The 5,084-nt window shown below is 70.3% G+C and carries 8 protein-coding genes and 1 pseudogene; all 9 read left to right on the forward strand.

Features of this window, described 5'->3' with window-relative positions; translation table 11 throughout:
* Positions 1 to 138 precede the first annotated feature (138 nt).
* The 9 genes and pseudogenes from ACFW2E_RS37730 to ACFW2E_RS37770 all read left to right on the forward strand — a co-directional run bounded on the left by ACFW2E_RS37730 (position 139) and on the right by ACFW2E_RS37770 (position 5,048).
* Positions 139 to 567, forward strand: coding sequence for a gas vesicle structural protein GvpA (locus tag ACFW2E_RS37730; protein WP_384473819.1), 429 nt, complete (start codon positions 139 to 141; stop codon positions 565 to 567).
* The gene (locus ACFW2E_RS37735; protein WP_384473822.1) at positions 564 to 1,343 is read left to right on the forward strand and encodes a GvpL/GvpF family gas vesicle protein; all 780 of its coding nucleotides are present in this window, start codon (positions 564 to 566) and stop codon (positions 1,341 to 1,343) included. The genes ACFW2E_RS37730 and ACFW2E_RS37735 overlap by 4 nt, the downstream gene beginning before the upstream one ends.
* Before the next feature lie 4 nt (positions 1,344 to 1,347).
* Positions 1,348 to 1,611 (forward strand): gas vesicle protein GvpG, encoded by a 264-nt coding sequence (locus ACFW2E_RS37740; RefSeq protein ID WP_384473825.1) that lies wholly within the window; start codon positions 1,348 to 1,350, stop codon positions 1,609 to 1,611.
* Positions 1,608 to 2,300 (forward strand): DNA primase, encoded by a 693-nt coding sequence (locus tag ACFW2E_RS37745; protein WP_384473828.1) that lies wholly within the window; start codon positions 1,608 to 1,610, stop codon positions 2,298 to 2,300. Before ACFW2E_RS37740 ends, ACFW2E_RS37745 begins: the two co-directional genes overlap by 4 nt.
* On the forward strand, positions 2,297 to 3,460 hold the full coding sequence (locus ACFW2E_RS37750) for an SRPBCC family protein (RefSeq protein ID WP_384473831.1): 1,164 nt from the start codon (positions 2,297 to 2,299) through the stop codon (positions 3,458 to 3,460). The genes ACFW2E_RS37745 and ACFW2E_RS37750 overlap by 4 nt, the downstream gene beginning before the upstream one ends.
* Positions 3,457 to 3,783: a gas vesicle protein gene (locus tag ACFW2E_RS37755; protein ID WP_384473834.1), complete on the forward strand. Its 327-nt coding sequence runs from the start codon at positions 3,457 to 3,459 to the stop codon at positions 3,781 to 3,783. Before ACFW2E_RS37750 ends, ACFW2E_RS37755 begins: the two co-directional genes overlap by 4 nt.
* Positions 3,784 to 3,788: 5 nt before the next feature.
* Complete coding sequence (locus ACFW2E_RS37760; RefSeq protein ID WP_384473840.1) at positions 3,789 to 4,571, forward strand: GvpL/GvpF family gas vesicle protein; 783 nt, start codon at positions 3,789 to 3,791, stop codon at positions 4,569 to 4,571.
* Positions 4,568 to 4,759 (forward strand): gas vesicle protein, encoded by a 192-nt coding sequence (locus ACFW2E_RS37765; RefSeq protein WP_384473837.1) that lies wholly within the window; start codon positions 4,568 to 4,570, stop codon positions 4,757 to 4,759. Before ACFW2E_RS37760 ends, ACFW2E_RS37765 begins: the two co-directional genes overlap by 4 nt.
* Positions 4,756 to 5,048, forward strand: a pseudogene (locus ACFW2E_RS37770) (gas vesicle protein K). The gene ACFW2E_RS37765 and the pseudogene ACFW2E_RS37770 overlap by 4 nt, the downstream one beginning before the upstream one ends.
* Positions 5,049 to 5,084 lie beyond the last annotated feature (36 nt).

A 5,084-nucleotide genomic window follows, 5' to 3' on the forward strand; every position in this document is an offset into this window, starting at 1 on the left:
ACCACCCGGCCCCCAACCCCCCCGCACACTCAACGCCCCCCCGTCTCGGGGGGGGCGCCCCCCCCCCACCCCGGCGGGCGGCCGGCGCCCCCGCCCCCCCGCGACCAACATTTCCCAGCACGAGGAGGATCGGCCGGCATGACAGTTGTCCCGGCACAGCAGACCGGCGGTGGAGGCGGCAGCAGCCTCTACGACGTACTGGAACTCATCCTCGACCGAGGACTCGTCATCGACGCGTTCGTGCGGGTCTCCCTGGTCGGTATCGAGATCCTGAAGATCGACGTACGGGTCGTCGTGGCCAGCGTCGACACCTACCTGCGCTTCGCCGAGGCGTGCAACAGGCTCGACCTCGAGGCCGGCCCCCGCAAGAGCCCCGGCCTGCCCGACCTGGTCGGCGAGATCACCGAGTCCGGCGCGCGCGGCAAGTCCAAGGGCGCGCTGTCCGGTGCCGCCGAGACCATCTCCGACGCCTTCAAGCAGGCGCGTGACGAAGGCTCCACCGGTGAGACCGAACGTCGGCCGAGGCCCCGCAAGACCACCGCACGCAGGAAGGAGGAGCAGGAGTGAGCACCTACGTCTACGGCATCACGGCCGGCACGCACCCTTCCCTCCCCGAGGGCATGGGCGGCGTCGGCGACCCACCGCGGCCGGTGCGCATCCTGCGGGAGGGCGAGCTGGCCGCCGTCGTCAGCGACGCCCCCGAAGGGCTGCGCCCCAAACGCAAGGAGCTGCTCGCCCACCAGAACGTGCTCGCCGAGACCGGCGCGGCCGCCTGCGTGCTGCCCATGCGGTTCGGCAGCGTCGCCCCCGACGACGACAGCGTCACCAGTGTGCTCGCCGAGCGCGCCGACCACTACGCGGAACGCCTGCGGGCCCTGGACGGGAAGGTCGAGTACAACATCAAGGCCACGCACATCGAAGACGCCGTGTTGCACCGCGTGATGTCCGAGAACCCGGAGTTGCGCGCCCTGGCCGAGTCCAACCGGCAGGCGGGCGGCGGCAGCTACGAGCAGCGGCTGCAGCTCGGCGAGATGGTCGCGGCCGCGGTGCAGGCGCAGGAGGTCCAGGACGCGGCGGACCTGCGGCAGGCCCTGGAGACGGAGGGGTACACCATGAGCGCCGGCCCCGAGTCCACCGGCTGGCTGGCCAATGTGTCGCTCCTGGTGGACCGGGATTCCGCCGAGAAGTTCCTGGCGGCCGTCCAGCGGTTCCGCGACTCCCATCCGCACCTCGACGTGCGCGCCAACGGGCCGCTGCCGCCGTACAGCTTCGTCGAGCCGGGCCCGTCCCAGCCGGCGGGCACCACGACGGCCGGCGACGGCGCGGAGACGGGATCGGGGTAGTTCCATGGGACTGATCTCAGAGGTGCTGCTGCTGCCCTTCGCGCCCGTGCGCGGTACCGGGTGGGTGATCCGGCAGGTGGTGGACGAGGCGGAGCGGGTGTACTACGACCCCGCCACGGTCCGGGCCGAACTCGCCGCACTCGAACAGCGGTTGGAGGCGGGCGAGATCGACGAGGAGGAGTTCGACCGGCTTGAGGACGAGCTCCTCGACCGGCTGGAGATCGCCCTGCGCCGTGGCGCGGGCACCGACAAGGGGACATTCGCATGAATCGCATCGGGCTGGGCCTCGCCCTAGGGGCCGGATACGTCCTCGGACGGACGAAGAAGATGAAGATGGCACTCGCGCTCGGCTCGGTGGTGGCCGGGAAGCGGCTGCACCTGAGCCCGCGGATGGTCACCGACCTGGTGTCCAAGCAGCTGCAGGACAACCCGCAGTTCAAGGAGATCGGGGAGCAGCTGCGCGATGACCTTCGGGGCGTCGGCAAGGCCGCCTCGGGCGCCATGGTCGAGCGGCAGATGGAGGCCCTGGCCGACCGTCTGCACGGACGCACCTCCGAGGTGCGCGATCAGCTCGAGGGGCTCGGAGACACCGGCCCGGAGAAGGGCTCGGAGGAATCCGAGAGCGGTGAGGGCGAGGAAGAGACCGCTGAAGAGGCCGAGGGCAGGGAAGAGACCGGCGAAGCCGCCGAGGGCGACGGTGCCGGATCCCGGACGTCCGGGAAGGAGACGGCGCGGACGGCGGCCAGGAAGGCCCCCGGCAGGGACACCGCCGCCGCAAAGCGGGCGGCGAAGAAGGCACCGGCGAAGCGGGCCGCCCAGAAGGCCCCCGCTAAGAACGCGGCCGCGAAGGAGACGACGGACAGGAAGAAGACGGCGGACAGGAAGAAGACGTCCTCGGGCGGGAGCGCGGCACGGGGCGCCCGGGCCCGGCTTCCGAAGGAAGGCGGCGAGTCATGACGGAGACCCTCGGATCGCGGTCCGCGAACGGCAAGGCCAAGGACGGCCCGCTCGGCCGGCTGGCGGAGAGCGAGGCGGCCGACCGGCTGAAGGCCGAGGTGCAGGAATACCTCGGCGCTCAGGCCCAGCGCATGCTGGTCGGCGTCGGCCGCAAGCTGGGCGAGACCACCGGCAAGCTCAACGACATCGCGGAGGGCAACAGCCCCGGCTTCGGCAAGCTCGCCCTCGACGCCGGCCGCAAGTTCGCCGAGGGCAAGGGCCCGCTGCGCTCCGCTGTGGAGCTCGGTGCCTCGCACGCGAAGGACAGCGTGGTCGGCGCCCTGAAGAACCTCGGTGGCGGCAAGGGCAAGCGCAAAGGCCGCGCGGGTCACAAACCGACGGTCATCATCGAGTACATCGACGTCGGCGTGCCGGTGCGCACCGCCTACGACCAGTGGACCCAGTACCAGGACTTCAGCAACTTCGCGAAGGGCGTGAAGAGCGCGAGCCGCGCCGACGACACGAACTCCGACTGGCAGCTCAAGATCTTCTGGTCCAACCGCAGCTGGAAGGCGCGCACCACCGAACAGATCCCCGACTACCGCATCCAGTGGACGTCGGAGGGCGCCAAGGGCACCACGAAGGGCGTCGTCTCCTTCCACGAGCTGGAGGAGAACCTCACCCGGGTCCTGCTGGTCATGGAGTACTACCCCAGCGGACTGTTCGAGAAGACCGGCAACATCTGGCGGGCGCAGGGCCGCAGGGCCAGGCTCGACCTCAAGAACTTCGCCCGCTTCATCACCCTCAAGGGTGAGGCCGAGGACGGCTGGCGCGGTGAGATCCGCGACGGCGAGGTGGTACGCAGCCACGAGGACGCGGTCGCCGAGGAGGAGGAAGGGGCCGAAGAGGAGGAAGGGGCCGAAGAGGAGGAAGGGGCCGAAGAGGAGCAGCAACCGGAGGACGAGGCGGAGGAGTACGAGGCCGAGGGCGACGAGGAGCCGGAGGAGTACGAATCCGAGAACGAGGACCAGGCGGAGGACGAGGAGGAAGCGGAGGACGAGGACGAGGCGGAGGACGAAGACGAACCCGAGTACGAGGACGAGTACGACGAGGACGAGGCCGAAGAAGAACCCGAAGAGGAGTCCGAGGACGAGTACGCCGAGAGCGGGAGCCGTCGATGACGACGTCCGCCCGGCTCCCGGAGCCGTACGGCCAGGGCGGCGGCGCCAACCTGGCCGACATCCTGGAGCGCGTGCTCGACAAGGGCATCGTCATCGCCGGCGACATCCGGATCAATCTGCTCGACATCGAACTGCTCACCATCAAGTTGCGGCTCGTCATCGCCTCCGTCGACAAGGCGAAGGAGATGGGCATCGACTGGTGGGAGAGCGACCCGGCCCTGTCGTCGCGCGCCCGCCGCGACGAACTCGTCCAGGAGAACGTCGAGTTGCGCGAGCGACTGGCCCAGCTGGAGCCCGGCCGCGGGCAGGAGGAGGCCTCATGAGCGGGATGGCCGGTCTGCGGTACGTCTACGCGGTCTGCCGCCCCTTCGACGCGGCCCTGCAGTCCCAGCTGACAGGAGTGGCAGGCGCCCCGCCGGGCCTGTTGAGGCACCACGACCTGATCGCGGTCGTCAGCACGGTCCCGGAGCGGGACTTCGCCGAGAAGCCGCTCCGCGCCCATCTGGAGGACCTGGACTGGCTGACCGCGACCGCTCGCGCCCACCAGGGCGTCATCGACGCGCTCACCACCGTCACCACGCCACTGCCGCTCCGGCTGGCCACCGTCTTCCGCGACGACAGCGGCGTACGCGTGATGATGGAGGCGCGCGAGGACGACTTCCGGCGCACCCTCGACCGGCTGGAGGGCCGGGTGGAGTGGGGTGTCAAGGTGTATCTGGAGCCGGAGCCGCCCGAGGAGCCCGCCGAGCGGCCTGCCCGGCAGGCCGTCAGCGGCCGGGACTATCTGCGGCAGCGCCGGCTGCGCACACGATCCCAGGAGGACAGGCTCCAAAAAGCCGGGGAATTCGCGAGCCGGCTGCATGAAACGCTTTCCCGGTACGCGGAGGAATCCCGGCTGCACGCCCCGCAGAACTCGACACTTTCCGGTGTCCGGGGAGACAATCTCCTCAACGGGGCCTATCTCGTGCCGCGCACGCAGTCCGAGGAATTCGTGGAACTGGTCGACCGTACGAAGGACGAAGCACCCGGAATACGGGTGGAACTCACCGGCCCCTGGGCGGCCTACTCGTTCACGGGTGATCCGTCGGACCGGCCGGAGGAGGAACGGTGACCGCCGTCGTACGCCGTGAGGTCGCCCTGGTGGACCTGCTCGACCGGCTGCTCGCCGGGGGCGTCGTCATCACCGGGGACATCACGCTGCGCATCGCCGACGTGGACCTCGTCCGGATCGACCTCAACGCGCTGATCAGCTCGGTGAGCGAGCAGGTGCCCGCCCCGTGGCCGGAGGTGACGTCGTGACCGAGCGCCGCAAGAGGCTGGACCTGGAGCCGGACACGGTCGAGCGCGACCTCGTGAAGCTCGTCCTCACCGTGGTGGAGCTGCTCCGTCAGCTGATGGAACGGCAGGCACTGCGCCGCTTCGACACGGGCGAGCTGAGCGAGGAGCAGGAGGAGCGGATCGGGCTCACCCTGATGCTCCTGGAGGACCGCATGGCCGAGCTGCGCGACCGCTACGGACTGCGGCCCGAGGACCTCAATCTGGACCCCGCGTCGCCCCCGGACCGCGGGCTCCGCGCGGGGGGGGATAACACGGGTGTTGTCTACACACGCTCCACAGCCCCACC

This window comes from Streptomyces sp. NPDC058964, assembly GCF_042741275.1.
Classification (GTDB): Bacteria; Actinomycetota; Actinomycetes; order Streptomycetales; family Streptomycetaceae; genus Streptomyces.